The organism is Candidatus Mycobacterium methanotrophicum (assembly GCF_023515995.1).
GTDB classification, from domain to species: domain Bacteria; phylum Actinomycetota; class Actinomycetes; order Mycobacteriales; family Mycobacteriaceae; genus Mycobacterium; species Mycobacterium methanotrophicum.
The window spans coordinates 1,102,798-1,129,035 of the sequence record NZ_CP097320.1; the positions used below are offsets into that span (position 1 = coordinate 1,102,798).

A 26,238-nucleotide genomic window follows, 5' to 3' on the forward strand; every position below is an offset into this window, starting at 1 on the left:
GCTAGCGGCTAGCGTCGGGTGCATGCCCACCGAGACTGTGTCCAGCCCGACGAATTCGCAGCAATCCCGCGCACGGCGCAGTCTCGACGCCGTCAGCGCAGAATCGCTAGCCGTCGTCGGCGGCGGCGTCATCGGGCTGTCGGTGGCGCGGCGCGCGGCGCAGGCCGGCTGGTCGGTGCGGGTGCATCGCAGCGGGCAACCGGGCGCGTCCTGGGTGGCCGCCGGAATGCTGGCGCCGCACAGCGAAGGCTGGCCGGGGGAGGAGCGGTTGCTGCAGCTGGGTCTGGAGTCGCTGCGGATGTGGCGCCAGGGTGAATTCACCGACGGGCTGCCGGAGCAGGTGATCACCGCGCGGGAGTCGTTGGTGGTCGCCGTCGACCGCGCTGACGTCGCCGACCTGCATACCGTCGCCGACTGGCTGTCCGGCCAGGGCCACCCGGTGATCTGGGAGTCGGCTGCCCGCGACGTGGAACCGATGCTCGCACAAGGCATTCGACATGGCTTCCGGGCACCCACCGAACTGGCGGTGGACAACCGTGCGCTGCTCGATGGGCTGGCGGCGGCATGCGAGAGGCTCGGCGTCCAATGGGACGGGCCGGTAGGCGACCTCGGTTCTCTGCAGGCTGACGCGGTCGTGATCGCCAACGGCATCGACGCCCCCACTTTGTGGCCCGGCCTGCCGATCCGGCCGGTGAAGGGCGAGGTATTGCGGCTTCGCTGGCGTAAGGGCTGTATGCCGTTGCCGCAGCGAGTAATTCGTGCCCGCGTCCACGGACGGCCGGTGTACCTGGTACCACGTGCCGATGGCGTCGTCGTGGGCGCCACCCAGTACGAGCATGGTCGTGACACTGCGCCGGCCGTATCCGGTGTGCGTGACCTGCTCGACGACGCGTGCACGGTAATGCCTGCGCTCGGTGAGTATGAGCTGGCGGAGTGTGCCGCCGGCCTGCGCCCGATGACACCGGACAACCTGCCGCTGGTGGGACGGCTGGACGCGCGAACGCTGATCGCCGCCGGGCACGGCCGGTCCGGTTTCCTGCTGGCGCCCTGGACCGCCGAACAGATTGTGTCCGAATTGACCCCGGTCGGAGCTAATCCATGAAAATCCGCGTCAACGCCGAGCAAATCGAAGTCGACGACCAGACCACCGTTGCGGCGCTGCTGGCTTCGCTGGGGTATCCTGACCGCGGCATCGCGGTGGCTGTGGACCAGGCGGTGCTACCCCGGTCTGCCTGGACGACAACGCTTTCCGATGGTGCCCAACTCGAGGTGGTGACGGCGGTGCAGGGTGGTTGACTCAAAACTCACGATTGCCGGCCGCAGCTTCACGTCGCGGCTGATCATGGGCACCGGCGGTGCGACTAGCCTCGCCGTGCTCGAAAAGGCCCTCGTCGCGTCCGGCACCGAGCTGACCACCGTGGCCATGCGGCGGGTAGACGCCGAGGGTGGCACCGGCATGCTTAACCTGTTGAGCCGACTAGGTATCACCCCGCTGCCCAACACCGCGGGCTGTCGTGGTGCGGCAGAGGCGGTGCTGACCGCTGCGCTGGCCCGCGAAGCGCTGGGCACCGAATGGATAAAGCTGGAAGTCATCGCCGACGAACGCACACTGCTGCCTGATGCCGTCGAATTAGTCAGGGCGGCAGAGCAATTGGCCGATGAAGGGTTTGTGGTCCTGCCATACACCAACGATGATCCGGTGCTGGCCAAACGATTGGAGGACGCCGGCTGCGCGGCGGTGATGCCGCTGGGCTCGCCGATTGGTACGGGCCTGGGTATCGCCAACCCGCACAACATCGAGATGATTGTCGCCCAGGCCGGCGTTCCCGTCGTCCTCGACGCCGGAATCGGGACCGCCAGCGACGCGGCGCTGGCGATGGAGTTGGGCTGTGACGCGGTGCTGTTGGCGACCGCGGTAACGCGGGCGGGCGACCCGCCGGCGATGGCCGCGGCGATGGCCGCCGCCGTCGCCGCCGGCTATCTGGCCCGCCGCGCCGGGCGGATTCCGAAACGGTTCTGGGCGCAGGCTTCCAGCCCCACCTTATGAGTGGGCGCTATGTGGCGCTCGGCAGTTCGATGGCGGCCGGTCCCGGTATTCGGCCTCGTGCGCCGGGCGCGCCGTGCGGTTCGGGCCGGTCGGCGCGCAACTACGCTCACCTGGTCGCCGAACAACTCAACCTCGACCTGATCGACGTCACGTTCTCCGGCGCCACCACTGCGCACGTGCTGGCCGAGCGTCAGCGCGGAGCGCGACCGCAAATCGAGGCGCTGGACGGCTCCGAAGAGCTGGTCACCATCACCGTCGGCGGCAACGACGTCGGATGCGTGCCGCGAGCACGCGCGAGCCCGAGTGGTGTTCATCGACTACCCGACCCTGCTGCCACCGGATCGGATACCGGCACCGCCGGTGTCGACGGCGGACGCCCAACTTGGTCGTCATGTCGCCGCCCGGCTGGAAGAAGCCACCGCGGCAGCCGCTCAGGCGACTGGCTGCGAGCGCGTGCCTGCCGGGCAAGCCAGTCGAGACCATCACGGGTGGTCAGCGGAGCCGTGGGCGCTGGATGCGGGCTGGCCGCTGCTATGGCGACCGGCGCCGTTTCACCCCAACGCCGCGGGCATGCGCGCGGTGGCCGATTTGATCGTCGAGCTGATCGGAAACGGTTAGTTTTCGCCCGCCTGGGTAGAACTAGATCGGCGCCATGACACTTACGAGACACGCACAGCACCCGGCCTACGACCATTCCGCTTTCCTCTATTACTCGGAACGCGAATACGTCGAGTGGCTTGCGCGGTTCATCTCCGAGGGCTTGAACCGGGCGCAGCCGGTGTTGGTCGCAGTACCGGGGGACAGGCTGGCGTCGTTGCGTACCGCGTTGGGTGACGCAGCGGCGGACGTGACGATGGCTGACATCACCGGATTTGGCCGCAATCCCGGCCGGATTATCGCTGTCGAACTCGACTTCGTCCAACGGCACCTGGGCCAGCATGTATGCATCGTTGGCGAACCGGTCTGGGCGGGCCGCACCCCCTTCGAATATCCCGCGTGCGTGCAGCATGAAGCGTTAGTCAACATTGCCTTCGCGGACTGTAACGCGACCGTCGTGTGTCCCTACGATGCGTCCTGTCTGGACACAAGCGTCTTAGCGGATGCCCGCCTCACGCATCCGCTGATCTGGCAGGGAGGATCTCGCCATCACAGCCCCGATTACGCCCTCGACGCTGCGCTCGACCAGTGCAATCAGCCGCTGGCGGCGAACCCGGCCGCAGTGACGTTCCCCGTCGGCGAAGCGACCGATCTAGCCGGCGCTCGCAAATGCGGTGACCGCTATGGCCGGCTGCTGGGCATGTCCGCCGATCGAGTCACCGACCTCCTTTTGATCCTCACCGAGCTGGCAACCAACAGCCTCCACCATGCCGGCGGCGCATGCCGACTGGCGTTCTGGTACGACGCGGGGCACGTAATCTGCGAGGCGCGCGATAGCGGCCATTGGAATGATCCGCTCGCGGGCCGCCGGCCACCCACCGTCAACGGATTAAGCGCCTGCGGGCTCTTCGTGGTCAACGCGATCGCGGATCTGGTGCGTACCTATACGACGTCGGCCGGCACCACTATTCATGCTTACCTGCGGCTTGACGACGCGCGCGAAGCAGGGGCCGTCTAACCTGGGGCGCGATGGCTAACAAATCAAGACCGTTGCTCGCTGGGACCGCCGCCGTTGCGGCCATTGTGTTGGCGGTCGGCGGGTGTGCATCGTCCGATACCGTCCAGCCGCTGAAGCGGATATCAGCCCCCGATTTCGCCGCCGCCCTGCGCGGGCGGGTCAGCACCGACGCGATGATGGCGCACTTGACCAAGCTGCAGGACATCGCCAACGCCAACGGCAACACCCGCGCGGTCGGCACTCCCGGCTACGACGCCAGCCTCGACTACGTCGCACGCAAGCTGCGGGACAAGGGTTTTGACGTACAAACCCCGCAGTTCGAAGCGAGGGTATTCCACTCCGACCCTGGGTCGGTGACCGTTGGCGAGCGGACGGTGGACGCGCGGGCACTGGAATTCAGCCTCGCCACCCCGCCCATCGGGGTGACCGGTCCACTGGTCGCTGCCCCCGATGGCAACCCGGCGTGCAATGCCTCCGACTACGGTGGCCTGCCGGTCAACGGCGCGGTGGTGTTGGTGGACCGCGGCACCTGCCCGTTCGCCCAGAAGGAAGCCGCCGCCGTGCAGCGCGGTGCCGTGGCGATGGTCGTCGTCGACAACGTCGTCGAAGAGCATATGGGCGGCACTTTAGGCGAGCAGACCGACGTGAAGATCCCGGTGGTCAGCGTGACCAAGCCCGACGGGACCGCGCTGCGCCTTGCCTCGGGACCGGCGACGGTGAAGCTCTCCGCGGAAACCAAGACCATAAAAGCCCGCAACGTTATCGCGCAGACCAAGATCGGCCTGACCAGCGACGTGGTGATGGCCGGCGCGCACCTCGACAGCGTTCCCGAGGGGCCGGGCATCAACGACAACGGGTCCGGCGTGGCCGCGATCCTGGAGACCGCGCTGCAGTTGGGCAGCTCCCCGGAGGTCCACAACGCGGTGCGCTTCGGCTTCTGGGGCGCAGAAGAACTCGGGCTGATCGGGTCGCGGAAGTATGTCGAGTCATTAGATGTCAACGCGCTCAACGATATTGCGTTGTATTTGAACTTCGACATGCTCGCGTCGCCGAATCCGGGCTACTTCACCTACGACGGGGACCAGTCGTTGCCACTCGACAAGCGGGGTTATCCGGTGGTGCCCGAGGGCTCGGCCGGGATCGAGCGTTCGCTGGCCGCCTACCTGAACTCGGCCGGCAAGTCGCCGCGGGACACCTCGTTCGACGGCCGGTCCGACTACGACGGCTTTACGTTGGCCGGTATCCCGTCGGGCGGGTTGTTCTCCGGCGCGGAAGTGAAGAAGTCCGCGGAGGAGGCGAAGCTGTGGGGCGGGACTGCGGACCAGCCGTTCGACCCGAACTACCACAAGAGCACCGACACCTTGGATCACATCGACCGCACCGCGCTTGGCATCAACGGCGGCGGTGTGGCGTACGTGACCGGTCTGTACGCCCAGGATTTAACCGGCCGCAACGGCGTTCCGATTCGCGAAGACCGCACCCGCCACGAGCTGGCCAAGTAATCTCACTTGGCCGCGGGCCGGCTACAGGCCATCGAATGCGGCGACAGGCGTGCCCGGATCATTGCCGACATCTGATCCACTGCGGGTCAACAGATTTCAGAGACGTTGGGCATCAGCTCTTCTCCGAAACGTTGCACGGACCCGGCTGGGTCGGGATTCCCCGGCACGGGACCGGTGATGACCATCTCGATGCCCATTTCGGCGTAGCGTTCGAGCATCTTCAGGTATCCGGCAACGTCGGCGAACGGGTCGGCGAACAGGCCAACGGTTTTGCGGATCTGGGTGACGTCGCGGCCCGTCGTCTCGCAATGGCGCGTCAACACCTCGATCTTGCGCTTGAGTACGTCGGACTCGGAATCCGAGCTGTTCCAGGCGTCGGCGTACTGTGCGACCAGTCGCAGTGTCTTCTTCTCACCGCCACCGCCGATCAGGATCGGCGGCCGGCGAATCGGCTGGGGCACACAGAGTGTTTCGGCCAGCTGGTAGTGCTTGCCGTGGTAGGGCTCGCGCTCATACCAGGCGGCGCCGATACCGAGCATCGACCGGCCTTGGGGGAGCACGTCGAGTGTGGCGACTGTTTTGGCGAGCAGGCCGGGATGGCGATAGGTGACTCCGGTGACCAACATTGCCAGCGCGATGCTGGTCGTTCGGCCCGCCAGAAGGCCCAGCGACGTGTAACCCTCCAGGAACGGATCTTCCGCGCGCCCAACGGCTTCCATCTGAAAGAAATGATCCGCCATCGTGAACATCGTGGCCCCGGCATCTTCGGCGGCCTTGGCGGTTGCTGCCAATGTCGGAGCCAAACGCGCCGGATCCCCCGGCAGAAAGTCGATGAAGTGGATTCCCAATTCCATTTTCTAGACCCCTTCGTTAATCGGTCAAACGCTTCCAACGGCCGCTCATGGCGATTCGGCCGACGTTGACCTCGTCGCATCGGTGGATGCTGTCGGCAGGGGTGCTCAGCGTGATCGGCAGCATTGTCGACCACAGGGTGGCGCTATCGTGCGACGAGATCCGTGCGCGGCTGGCGCAGGCCGGGTCGGCGGTGCTGCGCGCCGAGCTCCCGAACCCCGAAGATGCGCTGAGCCGACCTGCGTCCTGGCGGATCTTCGAATCGGACACCGGAGTTTACGAAGCTCTGCTGCAGGCGGCGATGGCGTTGTTCAACGCCAAGGGTTACCCCGAGACCAGCATGGCGGAGATCGCCTCGTCCGTTGGCATCCCGGTGTCCGGGATATACCGGTATTTCCCCGGCAAGTGCGACATCCTCACCCGCAGGCCTGCGTGCGAAAACTGATGGAGCTTACGCTGTTTGCGAGCGGCGGATAGCGCTTCGACGCCGCCGTTGATGTCGATGTGCCGGCGGGCGCCGCGAGGAGATATCAGCTTGACGATCGGGTTCGAGACATGCTGCTCCTCAGGCGATTGCGTAGTCGCTCAGCGGGAATCGCGAGCCGTCCCGTACGGCGTTGCGCACAGAGGTAGGTCGTAGCAGGGTCGCCTCGCCGCTGTGGTTGAAGTAGTAGGACCGCGACGTGGCACAGTCACCGGCGTAGAACACCGAGCTGTCCAGATTCTTTGTCATCCGCTCCAGGAACCGTGCATTGGCTTCTTCGGTGACCTCGAATATGGTTGCACCCCTGCGCTTTACCTCGCCTAACAGCCGGTCCATGTGCCTCATTTGATATTCCATGGTATTGAAAAACGACAGTCCGGAAAACGCGTATGGGCTGGCCAGGCTCAGGTAGTTGGGGAAGTACGGCATCGACACACCTTGGTAGGCCTGGAACCTGTTTTCCCGCCACCACTTTCCCAGGTTCCTGCCTTCACGGCCGACCACCTCGATAGCGGGGAAGTTGGCGTCCCACAGATCGAATCCGGTGGCCAAGACCAGGGTGTCGATAACGGTTTTGTGCCCGTCGTCGGTGACGATGCCATCAGGTTCGATTCGGTTTATGCCGCTGGTCTCCAGGTGCACATGCGGTTTGGTGAAGCTGCGGTAGTAGTCGTTCGACCAACTCGGCCGCTTGCAGCCGATGTCGTAGCTGGGCGTCAGCTTGCGGCGTAGCTCCGCGTCGCGGACCGACACGAACCGGTGAATCTTGCAAAGGTCCATCGCGGCGATAGACAGCCGCCGGAAGTAGCGGTAATTCAGCACGCCGGTGAAGGTCATGAACTCCAGCAGGCCGTCGGTGACCCAGCGCACCGCGCGTTGAGTAAGCGGGACGCGCGCGAACAGCCGCTGTATGGCCGGAGCGATCCCGAAGTCCGGCTTTGGCGCCACCCAAATCGCGGTGCGCTGATACACCGTTAAGTCGGCGACGGTCTTTGCCAATTCGGGAATGAGTTGGACCGCGGTGGCGCCAGTGCCGATCAAGGCGACCCGACGACCGGTGAAGTCGTGGGTGTCATCCCACGCGGTGGTGTGCACGACCTTGCCATCGAAGGTGGTGACGCCGGGGATGTCCGGCGTGTGCGGTTGGGAGAGGAAGCCGGTTGCCGTGATCAGGAAGCGAGTGGTCAGCGTTTCGCCGCCGGCCAGCGCGACCCGCCACAACTGGGCATCCTCGTCCCAGTGCGCGCTTTGCACAATCGTGTTGAACCGCATGTGACGCCGCACGTCGTACTTGTCAGCGACGTGGTTGGCGTACTGCTTGAGCTCTGGGCCGGTGGCGAACAGTCGTGACCAGTACGGGTTGGGCTCAAACCAGTAGGAATAGGTGGTCGACGGGACGTCGACGGCCAGACCGGGATAGCGGTTCACGTGCCAGGTTCCGCCCAAGTCGGCCTCGCGGTCGAGGATGGCGATGTCGTCGTAGCCGAGGCGCTTGAGCTGGATCGCCGCCCCGATGCCACCGAAGCCGGCCCCCACGACGATGACGTCGAGATACTCCGAACCCATGAAAATACCGTCCCTTACTTCAGAGTAAGTTTGTAGTTGGTGGACTTCACCTCGATGATATCGAGCGTGGTAAAGCCTCAGCCGCTGTCGGTTTGGGGTTCGGCTTGGGCCAGGTCCTCGGCGCTGTAGCGGCGGGTGCCCCCATCGCTGTGTGAGGGACTCAGCAAACCGTGCCGTTCATAGAGGCGCAGCGACTGCACTGGGATGCCGGAGGGCTCGGCGGCCACGGAGATGCCGTAGACACCTCGGTCGGGGCGGGGCATGCCTGGCGGGTCCGATCAATCGAACATGGGGGTCATCCTTGGCTGTGCTTACAAGAAACCTATGTAAGGTACTTGCGCTATTCGTACGTAGGTAGTATATGAAATATATGTCTAGCAACACATGTTATAGACGACATTCCACACAAGGTCTTCAGAGTTGGAGGTGACCAGCATGTTGATGCGTACCGACCCGTTCCGCGAACTGGACCGCTTCACCCAGCAGGTGCTGGGTACTGCCGCGCGCCCGGCCGTGATGCCGATGGACGCGTGGCGTGACGGCGATGCGTTCGTCGTCGAGTTCGACCTGCCCGGCATCGACCAGGACTCGCTGGACCTCGACATCGAACGCAATGTAGTGACTGTCCACGCGGAGCGTCCAGCCATCGATCCGAACCGCGAGATGCTGGCGACCGAGCGGCCGCGCGGAGTATTCAGCAGGCAACTGGTTCTGGGCGAGAACCTCGACACCGACCGGATCGAGGCCGCATACCACCAGGGCGTGCTGCGGCTACAAATTCCGGTGGCCGAAAAGGCCAAGCCCCGCAAGGTCACGATCGACCGCGGCGACGGACACAAGGCCCTCAGCGACGGGCCTGCCACGCCCGAGTTGATCGACGCCTGAGCGGGCGGTGGGCGGCAGCGCAACGCAGCGCTGACCCGCTGCCGCCCACCGGTCGACACCTTGAAAGAGTCAGGAGACTACCGTGCTGCCCCGCTCGCATGTCGATTCGGCACGCGTGTTCACGTCGCTGGCCGACATCGTCACGCAGGGTTCGACACCGAAAGAAATGTATGCCGCAATGTGTGTAGCGGCCACGTTGATGGTTCCCGGCTGCGACCATGCCAGCCTGATGATCAGCAGTCACGGCGCTTGCAGCACGGCGGCTGTCAGCGACGCGATAGCGCACAAGATCGATAAACTCGAGCTGGCGCTGGGCAGTGGGCCGTGTCCCGATGTTTTCCGGGAGGAAACCGCGCAAATAGCGTCGGATCTGCGCACCGCCGACCGGTGGCCGGTATTCGCCGCTCGCGTGGTCGCCGAGACGCAGGTACGCGGCACCATCAGTGTTCGGATGCCGGTAGATCGCGCCAAAGTGGCTGCGCTCAACCTATTTTCCGACACCGCTAATGCATTCGACACCAAGTCGGTCGAACGGGCCGCCGTGTTGGCGGCGTTCGCCACGGTCGCAACCAATGCCGCAGCGCATGGCGAAGACGCCGTGGCGCTGCGCCGTGGGCTGGCGAGAAACCGGGCGATCGGCAAGGCCGTCGGCATGCTGATGGTGCTCAACGATGTCTCCGACGACGAGGCGTTCGACATCCTCCGTCGAACCTCGCAAGACACGAACGTCAAGGTCGCCGATCTGGCAGCCGACTTGATTCGCTGTCGGTCAGTTCAGCAACTTTAACGCGGCGTCGATCGCTAATGCCGGAACGTCAAGGGTTTTCGAGGCCAAGTCGTGTCGGGCGCCGGTGATCTCGACGATCTCGGTGGGCGCCGGGATCAGCGACGCGGCGCTGCGCAGCTCATCCGGGGTGCCGAACGGGTCCGACGTGCCGTGGGTGAACACCGTGGGCACCGTGATGTCCGGCAGGTGCTCGGTGCGGGCGCGTTCGGGATTACCCGCCGGCGACGATGCAGAGCGAAGCGATGAGGAGGAGCGGCGCCGATTACCCGGCGGGTGCAGCGGATAGGAGAACAATGTCAACAGGTCCAGCCCGGGTGCGCCCGCCGCCGACGAGGCCGCCACCATCGACGTCTGACGGCCGCCGTAGGAATGGCCGCCGGCGATCAGCGGACCGTCGGCAAGGCCCCGGCACAAGGCGATCGCCTCGACGATGCCGGCGCGATCAGCGGCCGCCGAACCCGACGGCGGGCCTTTGGGCCGGCGCCGTCGGTAAGGCAGGTCGTAGCGGACGGCCACCCAGCCGCGTCGGGCCCACTCGTCGCAAAGTCGTTGCAGCAGCGGGGATTCCCTGCTGCCACCGGCGCCGTGCGTCAACACCACAATTCCTTTTGGAACGCGCTCGGGCTCATGCGCGATGCCCGCGATCGAGTCGAGGTTCACGACAATCTGAATAGCGGAGACACCGGGCCGTGACCGTGCCCGAGCGGATAGGCGGCACGCAGGCACTCGGTCACCCAGCCCTTGGCGAACGCGACCGCATCCGGCACGGGGTAGCCGTGGGCCAGGGCGCAGGCGCTCGCTGCGGCCAGTGTGTCGCCAGCGCCGTGGTCGTGGATAGTGCCCATTCGGGGCGACTCGAATTCGTGAAAGTCGGTGCCGTCGAATAGCAGATCGGTGCTGCTGGCAGATCCGCGCAGATGTCCGCCCTTCACCAGCGCCCACTTCGGCCCCAGCGCGTGCAATGCGCGGGCCGCCTCGGCCTGCGACGTCGAGTCGACAACGTCGATGTCGACCAATAGCCGCACTTCGTGCAGATTCGGTGTCACCAACGTCGCCAACGGAAACAATTCGGCGCGAAGGGAATCCAGTGCATGGGAGTCGAGCAATGGATCACCGTGCATCGACGCGCAGACGGGATCGACCACCAGTGGCGCGTCGGCGGCGTGCTCACGCCAACTCTCGGCGACCGCGGCGATGATCTCGGCTGACGCCAGCATGCCGGTTTTGGCGGCCTGCAGCCCGATGTCGTGGCATACCACCTCGATCTGGGCGGCGATGACATTGCCGGGCACCTTGTGAAAACCCCTGACGCCCAAGGAGTTCTGCACCGTCACCGCGGTCACCGCGCACAGTGCATGCAGCCCTAACAGCGTGCAGGTGCGGATGTCGGCCTGAATACCGGCACCACCGCCGGAATCTGATCCGGCGATCGCCAGCACCCGCAGCGGTGTGCTACCGCGCGGCGCCAGCGGAAGGTAGCTCACTGGGCGATCGGCAGATATACCCGATTGCCATGCTCGGCGAACTCGGCCGACTTCTCCGCCATACCTTGCCGCAACGCCGCCTCGATGGCTTCCTCGCTGTCGAGCCCGTGCTCGGCGGCGTAGTCGCGGACGTCCTGAGTAATCCGCATCGAGCAGAACTTCGGGCCGCACATCGAGCAGAAGTGTGCGGTCTTGGCCGGTTCGGCCGGCAGCGTCTCGTCGTGGTATTGCCGTGCGGTGTCAGGGTCCAGCGACAGCGCGAACTGGTCGTTCCAGCGGAACTCGAACCGCGCCGTCGACAGCGCGTCGTCCCGCTCCTGCGCGCGCGGGTGGCCCTTAGCCAAATCGGCCGCGTGCGCCGCGATCTTGTAGGCGATCACCCCGTCCTTGACGTCCTTGCGATCCGGCAGCCCGAGGTGCTCCTTCGGTGTCACATAACACAGCATCGCGGTGCCGGCTTGGGCGATGATGGCCGCGCCGATCGCCGAGGTGATGTGGTCGTAGGCGGGCGCGATGTCGGTGGCCAGCGGCCCCAGGGTGTAAAACGGGGCCTCCTCGCAGAGCTCCTCTTCCAGCCGGACGTTCTCGACGATCTTGTGCATCGGGATATGGCCGGGGCCCTCTATCATCACTTGTGCGCCATGGGCTTTCGCGATCTTAGTGAGCTCACCCAATGTGCGTAGCTCGGCGAACTGGGCGGCGTCATTGGCGTCGGCGATCGATCCCGGCCGCAGCCCGTCGCCCAGCGAGAAGGTGACGTCGTAGCGGGCGAAGATGTCGCAGAGCTCTTCGAAGTTGGTGTAGAGGAACGATTCCTGATGACGCGCCAAGCACCATGCCGCCATGATGGAGCCGCCGCGGGATACGATGCCGGTGACCCGCTTGGCAGTAAGCGGCACATAGCGCAGCAACACCCCGGCGTGCACGGTCATGTAGTCCACGCCCTGCTCGCACTGTTCGATCACGGTGTCGCGGTATACCTCCCAGGTCAACTCTGTCGGATCGCCTTTGACCTTTTCCAGCGCCTGATAGATCGGCACTGTGCCGACCGGCACCGGTGAATTGCGCAGGATCCACTCGCGGGTGGCATGAATGTCCTTGCCTGTCGACAAATCCATGATGGTGTCGGCCCCCCAGCGGGTGGCCCACACCATCTTGTCGACCTCCTCGGCGATCGACGACGTGACCGCGGAGTTGCCGATGTTGGCGTTGACCTTGACCGCGAACGCCTTGCCGATGATCATCGGCTCGCTCTCGGGATGGTTGTGGTTGGCCGGGATCACCGCGCGGCCGCGGGCAACCTCGTCGCGAACCAGCTCCGCGGGCATGCCTTCGCGGGCGGCGATGAACGCCATTTCTGCGGTGATCTCACCGGCGCGGGCCCGCTGCAGCTGGGTGCCGCGGTCGCGCATCACGCCGGGGCGCGGCGGCAGCCCGGCCGTCACGTCGATCACCGCTTCGGGATCGGTGTAGGGGCCGGAGGTGTCATAGAGGTCGAAGTGCTCTCCGTTCGACAGATTCACCCGCCGAAACGGCACTTTGGCGCCCGGCGCCGCGTCCAGGTCGTGATAAGCCTTGCTGCTGCCCGCGATGGGCCCGGTGGTCACCGACAGGCGGTCCACGGTCGTGGACGGGGACTGAGTCATTGGTCATCCTCCCTACGTCGGCATTACCCGATCAGGTTCGTACGGTCGACGGCCCTAGCCGTCCTCTCAGCGCACTGGTAGTGCGCTCCCGCGTGGGGTCGTGCTGTGCTTGATTGCCCGGCTCCTCCTCGGACCGTTTGCACGGTCCGCATCGTCGCCGTGCTGACTACGCTAGCGCAGCGGTGCGCAGAGGCGAAGACAGAATGTCTGCGCATCCTGTTCTCAACCCGTGGGCACGGTGGAATGATCGTCAACGTGCGCGAGGCTTCTAAAACTCTTGCCGGGACCACCGACGCTGACGCTGACGCCGTCCGCGTCGGTTCCTTCCGGTTCTGGTTTGTGGGCCAGCGTTGGGAATGGTCCGACGAGGTAGCCCTCATGCACGGCTATGCACCCGGCTCGGTGGAGCCGACGACGGAACTAGTGCTATCGCACAAACATCCAGAAGACCGGCAGCACGTTCAAGATCTGCTCGACCGGGCACTGCACTCCGAGGGCTCGTTTTCCAGCCGACACCGCTTTCTTGACACCGCGGGCAATGTGCACGATGCGATCGTGGTGGCCGATCGGATGTCTGACGAGGCGGGCGCGGTCGTGGGAACCGCCGGCTATTACGTCGACCTGACCGACGCCTTCGTCGAGACCCGCCGCGCGACCCTGGACAAGGTGCTGCCGGAACTGTTCGAGTCCCGCGCGGAGATCGAGCAGGTCAAAGGTGTCCTGATGACCGTCTACCGGGTCAGCGCCCAACAAGCCTTCAGTGTGCTGCGGTGGCGCTCGCAGGAGACCAACACCAAACTGCGCGCGTTAGCCAAGCAGCTCCTCGCCGAAATCACCACGCTGCCACCGCCGTCGGCGGAAGTGCAAAGCGCCTTCGACCACCTGTTGTTGAAGTTGCACGAGCGTATTCGCGACGAACACAACACATAATCTCCTCGGCGATTAGGCTCGACAAAGCTGTGGACGGCGAGCCGCCACGAGCGGTGTATGGAAGCGGGTGAACGCGATGGATTTGTTGATGGTCGACTACGAGGTGCGGCCGGAAGCTGTCGTGGTGCAGGCCAAGGGCGAAGTGGATTCCAGCACGGTCGGCAACCTCACCGCACAGCTGCGTGCGGCCCTGAAGGAGGCCGGCAATCAAGCCTGCCGACTGCTCATCGTCGATTTGCAGTCCGTGACCTATTTCGGCAGCGCAGGGCTGAACGCCGTGCTCGACTGCCATAGACAAGGGTCGGCGGCCGGGACCTCCGTCCGGCTGGTTGCCGACAACCAACTGGTGGTTCGTCCGATCGACGTGACGAACTTGGACAGCGTGCTCGAGCTCTACCCCACGTTGCCTGATGCAATGCGAGGCCGCGATCCCGGGCACGGGCAGTGAGCGGCCGCCGTCGCGACTGGAAAAGCGAGCCGCAGGAGCTGCTCCCGCCCGACCTTGCCAAGGCCGTCGCACTGGACGGCGAGATGGGCCAGCTGTTCGCGGAATTCGATTGGGCCACACACGCATTGGGCTCACCCGTAGGATAGGTGGCCGAAGTGCGGTCCGCTGTCGCATTGGTGTTGACCTCGCCGGGCGCGCGGCCCGCCATCCCCGAATTGAGCGAGGTCAAATACTTGGGCAGCGCCGCATTCGCGGCGTTGGATCCGCTGCTCGAACAGGACACCATCGTCCTCGTTCTATCGCCGGACAGTTTCATCTACCGGGTGGCCGAGCCGATGGAACTGCCGATGCACCACGACGCCGAGTCCGCGCGCCGCGTCCTACAGGAGAACGCCAGCTAAACGGCTTCCATCGCCTCGCCGAGTTCCTCGAGGAGTTTGTTGTGGTGGTTACTGGCCATGATGTGGCCGGCGGCGATGACGACCGCGACCGGCCAGTCGATCAGTTCGAACGCGGCCAGGGCGGCCAGCGCGCCATAGTAGGCGAGCTGATCAGGCCGCGGAATCTCCACCCGACCAACGATGGGCAGGTTCACAAAAAACGTTTCACCTTCGCGGATGTGTTCGACGGCGTCGCGCTGAGAGGTGGCGCGTGGTGTCTTCTTTTCGGCCATCATTTGCCTTTCAGTAACTAGAGGTTTGCCGCGCCGCCGGATGGCCCGGTCACCGTGGAAGCTATGACGTCGACGACGGATTCTCTCGCCGACCCACTAGCCTCAGGGGCCGCTGTCCTTCTGGCGATTCCGTTGGTCGAGTTGTACGCCGTTCTGTGGCGGCTGGGTCTGGTGGAGGTTCAGACCCAGCCATCGAGCGAGCGGCGGCTTCTAGCTGCAATGGACTCTTACTGTCGAGCATGCGGGTTGCCACGGCAACCGCGGCGGTCGCCGCCCCGGCTGAGCCCAGCGCCTGCGCCCACCCGACCGGCCCGAGCGGCGTGCAGCCGAGCAGCTGGCTGACGCCCGGGATGCTGATCAGCGTCCCGAGCACGGCCAGCGACCCGCCCGCGGTCAACACGACCAGCGGGGCGCGTGAATCCAGCAGCGTCTGACCCAGCTGAGCGGTTACCAGCGAGACCAGCGCCACGGTCGACGCGCGCTGCGGCCGTCCGGTGAACCCCGCCATCGTCCACGCCGCCGTCGCCGCTGCCGCGGTGGTCGTCCCGCGGATGGCGACCGCGCGCCACAGCGCCCGCTGATCGGGCCCGCGCGCCCCGTCTTGCACCGGGCCGCCGGGCGTGCTCACCGCGAGAGCCGCGGCCGGTAGCGCGTCGGTGAACATGTTCACCAGCAGCAGCTGGCGGGTGTTCAGCGGTGAGCTGCCGGTGATCACGCTGCCGATGATGGCGAACGCCACCTCGCCGGCGTTGCCACCTAACAGCACCGACACCGCGGCGTGCACCCGCTGCCAGAGCTGGTGTCCCTCGTCGATTGCTGCGACCAATGCTTCGATCCGGCCGTCGACCAGCACCACGTCGGCGGCGATGCTGGCCGGATCGCTGCCCCGGGCCACGACGGCGATCCCGACGGTGGCGGCGCGGATCGCGGCCGCGTCGTTGGAGCCGTCGCCGACCATCGCGCACACCTTGCCGCTACGTTCCAGCGTCTGGACCACCTGCACCTTGTTCTCCGGTGACATCCGGGCGAAGATCACCCGCTCGGTGACGACGCGCTCCTGGTCCTTGCGCGACAAGGCGTCCCACTCCGCACCGCTGATGACCTGCTCCACGGTCACCGACATACCCATTTCGCGCGCGATCGCGGTGGCGGTGACCGGGTGATCGCCGGTGATCAACCGGATGCCGACTTCTCGGTCGGACAGGGCCTTGAGCAGCGCGGGTGCTTCGGCCCGCAGGGTGTCGGACAGTCCGAGGAATCCTGCAAACGACAACCCGTCGTCGGCCAGGCCAGCGATGGTATCTTCGTCGTCGGCGACCAGTTTGGCCTGTTGCGGGCTCAGCCGGCGCCGCGCGACAGCGATCACCCGAAGCCCTTCGGCCGCCAGCTGCCGCACCATGTCCTCGACGTCCGGACCGGCATCCCGGCAAGCCGCGAGAACCACTTCGGGCGCGCCTTTGACGGTCAACTCGTCGTCGGAGACCGACGCCGAGAACGACCTACCGGACCGGAACGGCAAATGGGCGTCGGCTTCATCGGCGGGCTGGAAGCCGTTGGACGAATCCACCGCCAGCGCCGCCTCGATGATGGCCCGGTCGGTGGCATGCACGTGCGCGACGCCGTTTGCCGCCGGCGCTGCGTGCGCCGCAAACCGCAACACATCGTCACGGGAGTAGCCATCCATCGGATGCACCTGAGCGACCCGCAGCCGGTTTTCCGACAGCGTTCCCGTCTTGTCGAAGCACACGACGTCGACGCGGCCCAGCGCCTCGACTGAACGAGGGATGCGCACCAGCGCGCCGTACTCGGTCAGGCGCCGGGCCGACGCGGCTTGCGCGAGGGTGGCCACCAGCGGCATCCCTTCCGGGACCGCGGCCACGGTGATGGCGATGCCACTGGCGACGGCTTCGCGCAACCCCCGACCGCGCAGCAGCCCCATGAGGCCGACGGCGGCGCCGCCGGCCGCGCTGACCGGGAATGCCTGGTTGGTCAGCTTGCTGAGCTGGTGTTGCAGCCCCACCTGCGGCAGTTCGCCGGACGCGAGCTCGGCGGCGCGACGCGCTTGGGTGTCGGCGCCGACGGCGGTCACCAGCGCCACCGCGGTGCCCGCGACAATTGTGGTTCCGCCGAACAGCATGCAGCGACGGTCGGCGAGGTCGGCGCCGGGTGTGGCCTCGACCTGCTTCTCCACCGGCAGCGACTCACCGGTGAGGCTCGACTCGTCGACCTCGAGGTCTTCTTCTTCGATCAGCCGTGCGTCGGCCGGGATCACCTCGTGGGTGCGGACCTCGATGACATCGCCGGGCCGCAGTTGCTTTGCAACGACGTCGGTGTACACCGGCGCACCGTCGGGGCCGGTGGTGACTTTGCGGGCCGGCGGAATCTGTAGGGCCAGCAATTCGTTCAGCCGGCTTTCGGCGCGTAATCGCTGGCTGGCAGCGAGGATCGAGTTTCCGGTGAGCACCGAACCGACCAAGACCGCGTCGACCGGTGAGCCCAAGATCGCGCTTGCTGCCGAGCCGAGGGCCAGCACCGGGGTCAGCGGGTCGGACAACTCAGCTTGCACTGCCTTGACGAACTGCCAGACCGCCCGCCGCGGTCGTCCGGTCAGCTCGGCGCCGCGCCGGGCCGTTTCCAGCGCGCGGCTGGCCAGCGGGCGGCTGTCGGGCGTCGTCGATTCTTGCGTCTCCGGTGGCGGCAACATCTTGCGGGCCTGCTCGACCGACATCGCGTGCCATTCGTGCATCGGCGCCGGCAACGGAGCCGGCGCACGAACCACCCGGCGGGCCAGCAAGTAGCCGGAGAGCAGGCCTGCCGCCGCACCGGTGGCCACTGCGCTCGGCAGGCGGGTCTGCACACCGGGCAGCATCAACAGGGCGCCGAGCGCCGAGGCGCTGTTGGCAATCTCGATCCCGCGCTGGGTGGCCGTCTTGGCCGCCGGCAGCGCGTGCAAGGTCCGCCAGGCGCCGGCGAGGTCAGTCAGGATCAGATCAGCCGTCCAGGGTGGCGGCTCGGTGTCGGCGTTGGGCATCACGCCCAGGCCGATGTCGGCCGACGAAAGCGCTTGTGCGGCAGCCGAAGACAGCACCGCGACAGTGTGGCCGGACTGTTGCACAGCGGTCAGCGCCGCGACGAGTGCATCGTCGACGGATCCGGTTGCGGCAGGGTGTAATTCATCGAACGCGGACCGCAGGTCGCCAAGGTCGTCGTTCTCCACGGAGATCAGATCCAGGCCGGCCCGCCGTGCCTCGGCCAGTACGGCCGAGGCCAGCGGATCGTGCGCGGTCCCCACCAGCGCCTCGACGGAATCCGATCCGCGGGCCGACAGCCCGGGCACCGGATGCCAGCCTGCGCTCACGTCGCTGTTCTCCAACAGCAGCTGCGCGCGGTTCCACGCCGGGGGAAGCTCGTCGTCGTCAGCGCCGCGGACCCGCACCACCCGCAAGGTGTCGGTACACAACACCCGGGGATCGACCAACAGCGCGTCCACCCGATCCAGTCGGCGCAGGCTCTCCGGGCGCATGGGCAACACCGCATGCCGATCGGCCAGCCCTTGTCCAAGCGTCGCGGCGAATGCCTCGCGCGAGGTGCGCATCGCTTTGGGCGCAGCCACCATCACCGCGTTGGAAGCGGTATCGAGGTTACGACTCGCCAGGCCCACCCCGGCACCACCGATCGCTTGCGCGAACGCTGTCCGCCGGGTGTGGCGTTCGGCCGGACCATCGGGAGCCGGCACCGGCCGGGACGGCGGGTGGTGGGCGGAGGTGTCGGCGTGACGCGCCAACTCCGGCTCGTGTCGGCGCCATGCTTGCGCTTCGGCGCGGCACTCGGCGGCTTTGATGATTTCCGTCGTCAGGTCGACGGCCAGCGATGGCAGCCCGAAGGAACCGGTGTGTGCCGCCGCGGTCAGCAGCGTGAGCGTGATATCCGTTGCGGGCTCACCGAGTCGGCCCTCCACCATGCGCCGCAGCAGGGGCTGGTAGTTCAGCAGCGAATTAGCCGCACCGACAGTGCTCGGTAGCCGCGGCCACAGCAGCGCACGACCTGCGAGCGACACGCCCAGCCCTGCGGCGTTGGCGCTCACCGTCGCCGCCCTTGTCGCCAGCAGCAGGCCGTCGCCGGGCAACGGTTTCGGGCGAGCGCCCCGCCGGTCTTTGGCGTCGCCGATCGGACGGCAGCGCTTTTCGGCCTCGGCTATTACCTTGCACAGCTCACGCAGCGAGGTCAGCTCACCGTTCAGGGTGACGACAACCCGCGACAACGGCCGGTTCAGGCTGACCGACGTGACCCCGGGGCGCGACCGGACGGCGTCGACGACGACAAGTCCAAGCTCCGCGCCGCCGGGGCCGTCGAGGCCGCGGACCTCGATCCATGCGCGTTCTTCGCCGCGCCAACTATGCCGAGTCAACGTCGGCGCAGGCAGCCCGTCGGACAGCGCTTTGGCGCCTTCGCGAATCGGAATCGCGGCCATGGCCAGGCTGGTCGAGGCGACCGTGCCTAATGATCCTGCGGCATTCGCCGCGGTTTGTACGGTGGCGCCGACGAGCGCAGACGTTACCTGTATGCCCAGCGCGACCGCGCGGAGCGGAGATGCTCGCACTGTTCCGACGGTACCCAACCGAAGAATTAGCGGCGGGTGCGCGACTGTGTGCCGCGCGACCGGGCCGGTGCCCGTTTAGCCGGTGAGTTGCGTGGCTTCGGCGAACTGGCCGAACTGGTCGACGTGTTCGGAACTGCCTTCACCGGCGAGGCCGACGCTTTATGGGAGCCGTCGGCATGCCCGTTGTTCAGCTGCCGCAGCAGTAACGCGCCGCCGCCGACGGCCAACAGCACCGGCCACTCGACGAGGCCGGCGACACCAAGCGCGCCCAACGTCAACGCGGCGGCCGGCACCGAATGGCTGCCGCGGCCAATGCCCCGCTGCACACCGGCGACCGCGCCGGTCGCGGCGCCGACGGCACCGTTGACCGCGGCACCGCCCACTGCGCCTGCGGCCTCGGTGGTGGCCTCAGCGGCACGACCCACCGTTCGAGTAAGGCTGCGTACAGCGCCGCCAACGACACTCATGATGACTCCCTGATGATTTGTTGTTGAGGTCGTGAATCTGATACCCAGTGAACGCCATACGGGCGGGGGTTGCATACGCGCAAACTCGTAAAGTTCATGGAACCGTCACAATAGGGCGCAATTGGGGCAGCATCTCGCAATCCTATGACGTTGTCCGGCAGATGAACAGACAATGAATACCCAAACCTGTTATCGCGGGCGTCAAGTTCGGCGCAGATCCACCAAAACCGGCACGTGGTCGCTGGGTGCCTGGCCCTTACGTTCGTCCCGGACGATCTGCGCGTCGACAACCCGCCCGGCTAGCGCGGGAGAGGCGAGAATGAAGTCGATGCGCATGCCTTGTCGCTTGGGAAATCGCAGTTGGGTGTAATCCCAATATGTGTAGACGCCGGGGCCGGGGGCGAAAGGCCTTACCACGTCGGCGAATTGAGCGTCGACAATAGCGTTGAACGCCTTGCGTTCCGGCTCCGAGACATGTGTGGCGCCCTGGAAGAATTCGACGCTCCACACGTCGTCGTCGGTCGGGGCGATATTCCAGTCGCCGACGAGCGCGATTTGCGCCGAGGGATCGTCGCGAAGCCAGCCTGCGGCTGTACCGCGCAGTGCGGCAAGCCAATTCAGCTTGTACGTGTAATGAGGGTCGCCCACGGCGCGGCCGTTGGGTACGTACAGACTCCACACCCGTACCCCTGCGCAGGTGGCGGCCAGCGCGCGGGCTTCGGCCGCGGCCGCCAGGTCCGGCTTGCTGCTCCAGCTCGGCTGGCCCTCGAAGCCGACTTCGATCGCATCCAGGCCAACCCGTGATGCGATCGCCACGCCGTTCCACTGGTTGAACCCGCAGTGCGCCACCTCGTAGCCGAGCTCCAAGAACGGCATCGTCGGGAACTGGTCGTCGGCGCACTTGGTTTCTTGCATGGCCAGCACGTCCACCTCGGCGCGCCCCAGCCAATCGAGCACCCGGTCTAACCGAGCGCGGATCGAATTGACGTTCCAGGTGGCCAGCCGAAGGCACGGCGATCGCAAGCGCGGCGCAGCCGGGCGCAGCGGGTCGCCGCCATCGACACCGCCGTCAACACCGCCGTCGGGCATGGCCCGAACCCTACGTGAATTGTTCGCCTCCTCCCCGGGCCGCTTCGCTGCCCGCATCGTCGCCGAACTACGTGGCTGCCGTGACGTAGCGCGCGCGGTGATGCAGCGCAAAGCCCAGCGACTGGGCCAGGCCGGCTGCGGTGGAATCGTCGTCGCGGACCCGGACATACCCACGGGTCGCACCCCGAGCCGCGCCCCACGCCAGCAGCGCTTCGGAGACCGCCCGGGCGGCATCCTGGTCGGCCACCCGCATCGCCGACAGGCCCACCCACCGGCTGCCATCCGGGGCGGCGGTCACCGAAGCTCGCGCCACCGCGACGTCGGTGTGCCTACCGAACACGGCCTCGCCGTCGACGACGGCGGTGAGGACGTCGACGGGGACGTCGCGGCGGTAGAGCCGCAGCCAGGCGTCGTCCGGATGGTCCGACAGCCGGACCGACGGGTCGGGCTCGGCGGTGCGCACATCGCGTACCAGCACGGCGTTCGCCTGTCCACCCGTACCGGGCAGCCGCAGCAAGCGGTCGGCGATCGCCAGCCGCGGGGTCAACCTGCGTTGGGCGTACCAGTCGACTATTGCCGGGATCGTCGCTATGCGGGCTGTGATGTCGAGCGGGACAGCGGAGTTCGCGCATGAGGTGACGCCGTGCCCGGCGCGCAGCAGCCAACCGTCCAGCCACTGCTGCTCGACGCCCGGCCAGGCGAAGGCGGCGGCATGCTCGAGCGCGCGGATCTGCGAGGTGCGCACCGGCGTATCGGTTAGCGCCCGCACTGCGACCACGTCCGCGGACGCGAACTGCACCACCGCCCCGGTTTTCGTTTGGACCCGCACCAGCGGCTCGATGTCCAGGAGATGGCCGACCGCGTCGGTCAGCGGCGGGCTCGACCCAGCGGGCCGACGGTACCGCACCATGACCCTGGTGCCGGGTGGTGGCCACGAAACCATCAGTGACCGAACGGGTCCGGATCCTCACCCGGTGTCCACGACAGCCCGGGAACACCCCAGCCGTGGGATTTCACCGCCCGTTTTGCGGCCCGGGCATGGCGTCCGATCAAGCGGTCCAGATACAGGAAGCCATCCAGATGTCCGGTCTCGTGCTGGAGCATGCGAGCGAACAACCCTGAGCCCTCGAGCGTGATCGGGCTGCCGTCGGCGTCGAGCCCGGTGACCCGGGCCCACTCGGCGCGCCCGGTCGGAAACGACTCACCCGGTACCGAGAGGCAACCCTCGTCGTCGTCGTCTGGATCAGGCATGGTCTCGGGAATCTCCGAGGTTTCGAGCACCGGATTGACCACCACGCCGCGACGGCGTGCCGATTGCCCACGGTCGTCGGCGCAGTCGTAGACGAACACTCGCAAGTCGACGCCGATCTGGTTGGCGGCCAGGCCAACTCCGTAAGCGGCGTCCATGGTGTCATAAAGCGTGGAGATCAAATCGGCCAGATCGCCCGGGAGCGATCCGTCCGCGGCGACGGGAACTGGCCTGGTTGGGGTGTGCAAGACCGGATCTCCCACGATGCGAATGGGTACGACTGCCATGACCGGCAAGCTTAAGCCCGCCGACGATGCACGCCGCTTGCGGCGTGAGGAGGAGGCGGGCAATCGGGCTTAAGCCCGCCGACGATGCGCTCGGGTTGCGGCCTGAGGCGCGGCGGACAATCTCAGCGGGTCAGCCGACTCGCGGGCCTGGGTTACGGATCAACAGTTGCGAGCATGGTTGAATATTCGCTGGAGCAGCGAGCATTCGAGAATTCGCCGAAAGGGTCGTGGAAGCGATATGGACAGCGCCGAGGCGCGGGCTAATCGATCAGGGGACGACTCTGCACTCGCCGATGGGCTGACCCGTCGCGAGCACGACATTTTGGCGTTCGAGCGCCAATGGTGGAAATACGCCGGCGCCAAAGAAGAAGCCGTCAAAGAGTTGTTTTCAATGTCCGCCACGCGCTACTACCAGGTGTTGAACGCGTTAGTCGACCGGCCCGAGGCATTGGCAGCCGACCCGATGCTGGTCAAGCGGCTACGACGGCTGCGCGCTAGTCGTCAGAAGGCGCGGGCGGCAAGACGGCTGGGCTTCGAAGTCACCTGAGGTATCACCGGCCCGCTGAGCGTCGGTGTGGGTTTTGGCGCAGTCCCAGATAAAGTGGCGGCATATGAGTGAGCGGCTTCCCGATTCGACCGGGCTACCCCTGCGGGCCATGGTGATGGTGTTGCTGTTTCTCGGTGTCATTTTCCTGCTGGTCGGTTTTCAGGCAATGGGATCAGGTACTAACTCCGAGGATGACTCGGCGGGCTCAACTGTGACGGCGAGCGCAATGCCGTCGAAAACCTCGGTGAAGCCCGCGCCGAACGCCGATGTACGCGTCTACAACATCTCGGGCCGACAGGGCGTGGCCGGGCACACCGCGGACCAGCTCAAGCACGGCGGCTTCAACGTCACCGACGTCGGAAATCTGTCGTTGCCCGACGTTTCGGCCACCACGGTGTACTTCACCGATGCGCCCGGCGAGCGCGAAACCGCGGACGGCGTGGGCCAGCTATTGAAAGCGCACGTTGAACCGCGGACGCGCGAAGTCGCCGATCAGCCGCCCGGCGTCATCGTGGTGGTCGTGCGCTAAGGGCCTGACCCGATCTAAAACGAAGGTGGGGTCGTGGTCGGCGTGGGGTCAGGAATCCCGGGCATAGGTCTGCCCCGACGGCGAGGTCAGGATCGCGGTGCCGTTGGGCGGTTGTCGGTCACGCCAGCCCCGGAAGGTTTTTGACCCGATGATGCCAGCGGGTACACATCCGACCCGACGGCCCATGGCCGGACTCGCCCTTGCGGATAGATTCAGTGGCCGGTGATCGCGCCGTGAAGTTGGCCAGGCGCCGGCGCCTGTGCATCGAGGCCGCCGACAGCTGCCTAGCAAACCCGGTCACGGGTCAGTCGTGGCCGCTGAAGATGACCCGCATCATCTTGAGATTGAGGCGGGCGAAGCGCCAGAACTGGACGAGGAGGTTTTGGCGCATTCGCAGCGTCGCGCGCGTGGGCAGTGGGGCGTCGGCGATGCTTTCGGCCGTTCGCGTGTCCATCTCCGAATAGATGTCGCGGTCGTCCATGGGTATGCCTTTCATTCGGGTCATTCCGGAATCAACCACCAGAACGGCTTGGCCTTGGCCTTGTAGATGAACATGTAATGCAGCGTCAGCTTGATCCAGTGGCCGGCCAGGCCGAGCTCACCGTACGTGCCGGGGATGTCGCGGCCGGTCTGCGGGTACTTCACCGGGTCGGGGACTACCGGGAACATCGTCATCGCGGCGGCCGAGCCCTTGGTTAACCCGGTACCGGCCGAGGCGACGCACGCGGCGCCCATGGTCGCCATCGAGGCGCGGTGGGCGGACGCTTCCGGGTTTTTGATGCGGTCGCGGATGGTCTCGGCGACCGTCTTGGCCATGACTCCCGACGGCATCCCGGTGCGCGGCGGGCTGGGCGTGATGACCGTGCCGTTGGCGCTCTTGCGCGGCTTGGAGATCGGGTGCGGGGGCGCGAAAGCGATACCCGGCGCGAAGATATTGGGATAGGCGGGCGACTCGTAGGTGTGCGGCCAGTCCCCGGCGGACCACTCCTCGTACGGCTTGCCCGAGTAGTCGGCGTCGACCTTGAGGAAGCCCGACGGCGCGAAGAGCACGGAGGTGATGTCGTTGCCGTCCTTGTCGTAGGCGGCGAGGTCGACGCCCCGAAATGGCGGCAGCAGCATCGCGAAGTCGAAGTCCAGGTCGTATTCTTTGCCGTCGAGCTGCTCGTAGCGCAGCTTGCCGTCCATCACCTCGTGCACGGCGGCCTGCGTGATGGCTTTGACGCCGCGCTCGCGGAACAGCGACTCGGTCCACATCCGGCTGGACTGCAAGAAGCCCTTGTCTTGGAAATGCATCCCGTCGACGCCGAAGTCGCCCAGTTCGTACTCGTTGGTGAGGTAGTAGATCTCGGCGAGGTCGCGCACGCCGGCCGCGCGGAGCGTGTGCTCGACGTTGAACGCGTACTCGAACGCCGCGCCCTCACACGTGCAGGTGCCATGCCCGACGCCGACGACCAGGCGCTGCTTCTCGCCGGCCTTCAGCTTGGCGATGACCCGATCGAGCGCCTTGGCTGCCTCGACAGCGTGAGCTGGGGTGCACACCGAGTAGGAGTGTCCATCGGGTCCGAGGCCGGGCGTGGCCGTGAAGTTCAGTTGCGGGCCGGTGGCGTTGATGAGGTAGTCGTAGGTAAGCGTCCCGGTCTCCCCGTCGCGCGCCTCGCCGCCGGTGTAGGTGAAATCCACCGACGGCGACGACTGTGCGCCGGTGCCCTCGGGGCGGATCGCGGTCGCGAGCCCCTGGTGGAAGACGATGCCCTTGCGCTCGTAGATCGGCTTGAGCGGAATCAGCACCTTCGCCGGTTGCATCCGGCCTACGCCGACCCAGATGTTCGACGGAATCCAGTTCCAGTCGGCGTTGGGCGAAATCACGACGACCTCGTGTTTGCGGGCCAGCCATCGGCGCAGGTGCAGTGCGGCGGTGTGTCCGGCGATGCCCGCGCCTAGGATGACTACTCGTGCCATGTGACGCTCCTCGTTGAGACCAGGCCCGTTGGGGTGATGCGGCTCTAATCTCATGTCATCATATACCCGCGTGGGTATAAGCGATACAGGCATGGACGCCGCAACGAGCCGGTCTTGCTCCCAGCGCGCAGGGGAGGGCAACGCAAAGCCGCCCCAAACCGCCGGCCCCGCTCACTCAAGAATCGGTTCAGCTAGCCGCTGATGGACCCGCCGAGCTAACCGACGATTTGTCAAACAAGCCACGGCGACGCCCTCGCTCGACGATCGGCTCTGTGGGCGGGTTTGTGTGCCGATGCGTCGGCGGCCATGCAAAAGGCACGCCGGCTTCAACGGCCGCGAACGCGAGTGACTCAAAGCCGCGCCCATGCCAGCGCCCATGGAATATACCCGGCCGGGTATCGGCTATACTTCGTACGTTGTACGTTCACACCAGCTGAGGAGGTGGCGATGACCGGCAGGCGGGAGGGCCGGCACGGGTGCCCGCCGGCTCGTCGACTACCGCCGCGCCAGCATGGCAGGCTCGCGGTTCGCTTAGGCTGCGGCCCCGTCGCTGGCGGGCCTGCGCAGTCGGGCGGCTCAGGCGTCGCGCAAC

General features: G+C 66.3%; 26 protein-coding genes, 3 pseudogenes and 1 riboswitch. Of the genes and pseudogenes, 15 read left to right on the forward strand and 14 right to left on the reverse strand.

Going from position 1 to position 26,238, the window contains the following annotated elements:
• Nucleotides 1–22 precede the first annotated feature (22 nt).
• The 6 genes and pseudogenes from thiO to M5I08_RS05990 all read left to right on the forward strand — a co-directional run bounded on the left by thiO (nucleotide 23) and on the right by M5I08_RS05990 (nucleotide 5,164).
• On the forward strand, nucleotides 23–1,102 hold the full coding sequence (thiO, locus tag M5I08_RS05965; protein ID WP_219065609.1) for a glycine oxidase ThiO: 1,080 nt from the start codon (nucleotides 23–25) through the stop codon (nucleotides 1,100–1,102).
• Nucleotides 1,099–1,296: a sulfur carrier protein ThiS gene (thiS, locus tag M5I08_RS05970; protein ID WP_219065610.1), complete on the forward strand. Its 198-nt coding sequence runs from the start codon at nucleotides 1,099–1,101 to the stop codon at nucleotides 1,294–1,296. Before thiO ends, thiS begins: the two co-directional genes overlap by 4 nt.
• Nucleotides 1,289–2,047: a thiazole synthase gene (locus tag M5I08_RS05975; RefSeq protein WP_219065611.1), complete on the forward strand. Its 759-nt coding sequence runs from the start codon at nucleotides 1,289–1,291 to the stop codon at nucleotides 2,045–2,047. Before thiS ends, M5I08_RS05975 begins: the two co-directional genes overlap by 8 nt.
• A pseudogene (locus M5I08_RS05980) lies at nucleotides 2,044–2,665 on the forward strand (SGNH/GDSL hydrolase family protein). The gene M5I08_RS05975 and the pseudogene M5I08_RS05980 overlap by 4 nt, the downstream one beginning before the upstream one ends.
• A gap of 34 nt (nucleotides 2,666–2,699) precedes the next feature.
• Nucleotides 2,700–3,662, forward strand: a complete 963-nt coding sequence (locus M5I08_RS05985) for an anti-sigma factor RsbA family regulatory protein (RefSeq protein ID WP_219065612.1) — start codon at nucleotides 2,700–2,702, stop codon at nucleotides 3,660–3,662.
• Nucleotides 3,663–3,673: 11 nt separating this feature from the next.
• Nucleotides 3,674–5,164: a M28 family metallopeptidase gene (locus M5I08_RS05990; protein ID WP_219065613.1), complete on the forward strand. Its 1,491-nt coding sequence runs from the start codon at nucleotides 3,674–3,676 to the stop codon at nucleotides 5,162–5,164.
• Between the two features lie 86 nt (nucleotides 5,165–5,250).
• Here M5I08_RS05990 and M5I08_RS05995 read toward each other — a convergent pair whose 3' ends face one another.
• Nucleotides 5,251–6,018 (reverse strand): LLM class flavin-dependent oxidoreductase, encoded by a 768-nt coding sequence (locus M5I08_RS05995; protein ID WP_219065614.1) that lies wholly within the window; start codon nucleotides 6,016–6,018, stop codon nucleotides 5,251–5,253.
• 47 nt (nucleotides 6,019–6,065) lie between these two features.
• Here M5I08_RS05995 and M5I08_RS06000 point away from each other — a divergent pair, with 47 nt between their 5' ends.
• Nucleotides 6,066–6,461: a helix-turn-helix domain-containing protein gene (locus tag M5I08_RS06000; RefSeq protein WP_219065615.1), complete on the forward strand. Its 396-nt coding sequence runs from the start codon at nucleotides 6,066–6,068 to the stop codon at nucleotides 6,459–6,461.
• A gap of 120 nt (nucleotides 6,462–6,581) precedes the next feature.
• Here the strand turns inward: M5I08_RS06000 and M5I08_RS06005 are convergent, their stop codons facing one another.
• Together M5I08_RS06005 and M5I08_RS06010 are read right to left on the reverse strand one after the other, a co-directional pair.
• Entirely contained in the window at nucleotides 6,582–8,066 is a 1,485-nt protein-coding gene (locus M5I08_RS06005) for a flavin-containing monooxygenase (RefSeq protein ID WP_219065616.1), read from the reverse strand.
• Nucleotides 8,067–8,170: 104 nt separating this feature from the next.
• Nucleotides 8,171–8,329 (reverse strand): annotated as a pseudogene (locus M5I08_RS06010) (MerR family DNA-binding transcriptional regulator); the annotation flags it as partial.
• 172 nt (nucleotides 8,330–8,501) lie between these two features.
• On the opposite strand from M5I08_RS06010, the gene M5I08_RS06015 reads away from it, so the two are divergent.
• Together M5I08_RS06015 and M5I08_RS06020 are read left to right on the forward strand one after the other, a co-directional pair.
• Nucleotides 8,502–8,951, forward strand: a complete 450-nt coding sequence (locus M5I08_RS06015) for an Hsp20/alpha crystallin family protein (protein WP_219065618.1) — start codon at nucleotides 8,502–8,504, stop codon at nucleotides 8,949–8,951.
• Between the two features lie 82 nt (nucleotides 8,952–9,033).
• Nucleotides 9,034–9,738, forward strand: coding sequence for a GAF and ANTAR domain-containing protein (locus M5I08_RS06020; RefSeq protein WP_249763152.1), 705 nt, complete (start codon nucleotides 9,034–9,036; stop codon nucleotides 9,736–9,738).
• Here the strand turns inward: M5I08_RS06020 and M5I08_RS06025 are convergent.
• The 3 genes from M5I08_RS06025 to thiC form a co-directional block, all read right to left on the reverse strand.
• The gene (locus M5I08_RS06025) at nucleotides 9,721–10,398 is read right to left on the reverse strand and encodes an alpha/beta hydrolase family protein (protein WP_219065619.1); all 678 of its coding nucleotides are present in this window, start codon (nucleotides 10,396–10,398) and stop codon (nucleotides 9,721–9,723) included. The genes M5I08_RS06020 and M5I08_RS06025 overlap by 18 nt on opposite strands.
• Nucleotides 10,395–11,222 (reverse strand): bifunctional hydroxymethylpyrimidine kinase/phosphomethylpyrimidine kinase, encoded by an 828-nt coding sequence (gene thiD, locus M5I08_RS06030; protein WP_219065620.1) that lies wholly within the window; start codon nucleotides 11,220–11,222, stop codon nucleotides 10,395–10,397. The genes M5I08_RS06025 and thiD overlap by 4 nt, the downstream gene beginning before the upstream one ends.
• Nucleotides 11,219–12,868 carry a phosphomethylpyrimidine synthase ThiC gene (gene thiC / locus M5I08_RS06035; RefSeq protein WP_219065621.1) on the reverse strand — a complete coding sequence of 550 codons (1,650 nt, stop codon included), beginning with the start codon at nucleotides 12,866–12,868 and terminating at the stop codon, nucleotides 11,219–11,221. The genes thiD and thiC overlap by 4 nt, the downstream gene beginning before the upstream one ends.
• Nucleotides 12,861–12,970: riboswitch (TPP riboswitch) on the reverse strand. (Overlaps the previous gene by 8 nt.)
• A 141-nt stretch (nucleotides 12,971–13,111) precedes the next feature.
• On the opposite strand from thiC, the gene M5I08_RS06040 reads away from it, so the two are divergent.
• From M5I08_RS06040 to M5I08_RS06050, 3 genes are all read left to right on the forward strand, one after another.
• Nucleotides 13,112–13,798 carry a PAS and ANTAR domain-containing protein gene (locus tag M5I08_RS06040; RefSeq protein ID WP_219065622.1) on the forward strand — a complete coding sequence of 229 codons (687 nt, stop codon included), beginning with the start codon at nucleotides 13,112–13,114 and terminating at the stop codon, nucleotides 13,796–13,798.
• Nucleotides 13,799–13,874: 76 nt separating this feature from the next.
• Entirely contained in the window at nucleotides 13,875–14,246 is a 372-nt protein-coding gene (locus M5I08_RS06045) for an STAS domain-containing protein (RefSeq protein WP_219065623.1), read from the forward strand.
• Between the two features lie 155 nt (nucleotides 14,247–14,401).
• Nucleotides 14,402–14,647, forward strand: coding sequence for a hypothetical protein (locus M5I08_RS06050; RefSeq protein WP_219065625.1), 246 nt, complete (start codon nucleotides 14,402–14,404; stop codon nucleotides 14,645–14,647).
• Here M5I08_RS06050 and M5I08_RS06055 read toward each other — a convergent pair.
• Nucleotides 14,644–14,919 carry a hypothetical protein gene (locus M5I08_RS06055; RefSeq protein ID WP_219065738.1) on the reverse strand — a complete coding sequence of 92 codons (276 nt, stop codon included), beginning with the start codon at nucleotides 14,917–14,919 and terminating at the stop codon, nucleotides 14,644–14,646. The two genes, M5I08_RS06050 and M5I08_RS06055, sit on opposite strands and share 4 nt — an antisense overlap.
• A gap of 63 nt (nucleotides 14,920–14,982) precedes the next feature.
• Between M5I08_RS06055 and M5I08_RS06060 the strand changes: the two genes are divergently transcribed.
• Nucleotides 14,983–15,261: an Rv1535 domain-containing protein gene (locus M5I08_RS06060; protein WP_249763304.1), complete on the forward strand. Its 279-nt coding sequence runs from the start codon at nucleotides 14,983–14,985 to the stop codon at nucleotides 15,259–15,261.
• Here the strand turns inward: M5I08_RS06060 and M5I08_RS06065 are convergent.
• The 5 genes and pseudogenes from M5I08_RS06065 to M5I08_RS06085 all read right to left on the reverse strand — a co-directional run.
• Nucleotides 15,230–19,390 (reverse strand): annotated as a pseudogene (locus tag M5I08_RS06065) (cation-translocating P-type ATPase); the annotation flags it as partial. The gene M5I08_RS06060 and the pseudogene M5I08_RS06065 sit on opposite strands and share 32 nt — an antisense overlap.
• A gap of 155 nt (nucleotides 19,391–19,545) precedes the next feature.
• Nucleotides 19,546–19,986: a hypothetical protein gene (locus tag M5I08_RS06070; RefSeq protein WP_219065627.1), complete on the reverse strand. Its 441-nt coding sequence runs from the start codon at nucleotides 19,984–19,986 to the stop codon at nucleotides 19,546–19,548.
• Between the two features lie 201 nt (nucleotides 19,987–20,187).
• Nucleotides 20,188–21,075: an exodeoxyribonuclease III gene (locus M5I08_RS06075; protein ID WP_219065628.1), complete on the reverse strand. Its 888-nt coding sequence runs from the start codon at nucleotides 21,073–21,075 to the stop codon at nucleotides 20,188–20,190.
• Nucleotides 21,076–21,142: 67 nt separating this feature from the next.
• Nucleotides 21,143–22,018 (reverse strand): N-acetylglutamate synthase, CG3035 family, encoded by an 876-nt coding sequence (locus M5I08_RS06080; protein WP_219065629.1) that lies wholly within the window; start codon nucleotides 22,016–22,018, stop codon nucleotides 21,143–21,145.
• Nucleotides 22,018–22,611: a peptide deformylase gene (locus M5I08_RS06085; RefSeq protein WP_219065630.1), complete on the reverse strand. Its 594-nt coding sequence runs from the start codon at nucleotides 22,609–22,611 to the stop codon at nucleotides 22,018–22,020. The genes M5I08_RS06080 and M5I08_RS06085 overlap by 1 nt, the downstream gene beginning before the upstream one ends.
• A 238-nt stretch (nucleotides 22,612–22,849) precedes the next feature.
• Here M5I08_RS06085 and napA point away from each other — a divergent pair, with 238 nt between their 5' ends.
• Both napA and M5I08_RS06095 read left to right on the forward strand, forming a co-directional pair.
• Complete coding sequence (gene napA / locus M5I08_RS06090; protein ID WP_219065631.1) at nucleotides 22,850–23,158, forward strand: nucleoid-associated protein NapA; 309 nt, start codon at nucleotides 22,850–22,852, stop codon at nucleotides 23,156–23,158.
• A gap of 64 nt (nucleotides 23,159–23,222) precedes the next feature.
• Entirely contained in the window at nucleotides 23,223–23,687 is a 465-nt protein-coding gene (locus M5I08_RS06095) for a LytR C-terminal domain-containing protein (RefSeq protein ID WP_219065632.1), read from the forward strand.
• A gap of 304 nt (nucleotides 23,688–23,991) precedes the next feature.
• Here the strand turns inward: M5I08_RS06095 and M5I08_RS06100 are convergent, their stop codons facing one another.
• Nucleotides 23,992–24,168, reverse strand: a complete 177-nt coding sequence (locus M5I08_RS06100; RefSeq protein WP_219065754.1) for a hypothetical protein — start codon at nucleotides 24,166–24,168, stop codon at nucleotides 23,992–23,994.
• A 20-nt stretch (nucleotides 24,169–24,188) separates the two neighbouring features.
• Nucleotides 24,189–25,646 (reverse strand): NAD(P)/FAD-dependent oxidoreductase, encoded by a 1,458-nt coding sequence (locus M5I08_RS06105; RefSeq protein ID WP_219065633.1) that lies wholly within the window; start codon nucleotides 25,644–25,646, stop codon nucleotides 24,189–24,191.
• Nucleotides 25,647–26,238: the final 592 nt, after the last annotated feature.